The organism is Streptomyces fulvoviolaceus, assembly GCF_000718165.1.
Lineage (GTDB): Bacteria > Actinomycetota > Actinomycetes > Streptomycetales > Streptomycetaceae > Streptomyces > Streptomyces fulvoviolaceus.
In genome coordinates this window covers 1-290 of sequence record NZ_JOEY01000208.1, presented here as the reverse complement: position 1 = coordinate 290, position 290 = coordinate 1, and the positions used below count along the sequence as shown (strand labels likewise).

Genomic DNA, 290 nt, shown 5'->3' with positions numbered 1-290 from the left:
TCATGCTCAGCCGAACGCCCCGAACGGTGTTGGGCGTTCTGGTTGCCCGCGTTCGCTCCACAGTCCGGCGGCACGGATCGTGTCCGTGGTCCGGGAACGGGAGGGCGGGGTCCCTCACGCCCGAGGGCACGCCGGTCGGCCTGGACGGTCCGATGCCCGTGCATATCGCTCTGGTGTGCACGGGGCGGTGTCGTCCGTCGCCGGACCGGGTGTCCTTGGGCGCGCCGTCCGATCGCCACGGCGGCAGCCTCGTGGCGAGTCGTCTTCCGGGTTGTGCTGGTGAGGGGCTG

1 pseudogene is annotated in these 290 nt (G+C 71.7%); it reads right to left on the bottom strand.

Annotated elements, in window-relative coordinates:
- Positions 1 to 290, bottom strand: a pseudogene (locus tag IG08_RS62375) (IS200/IS605 family accessory protein TnpB-related protein); the annotation flags it as partial.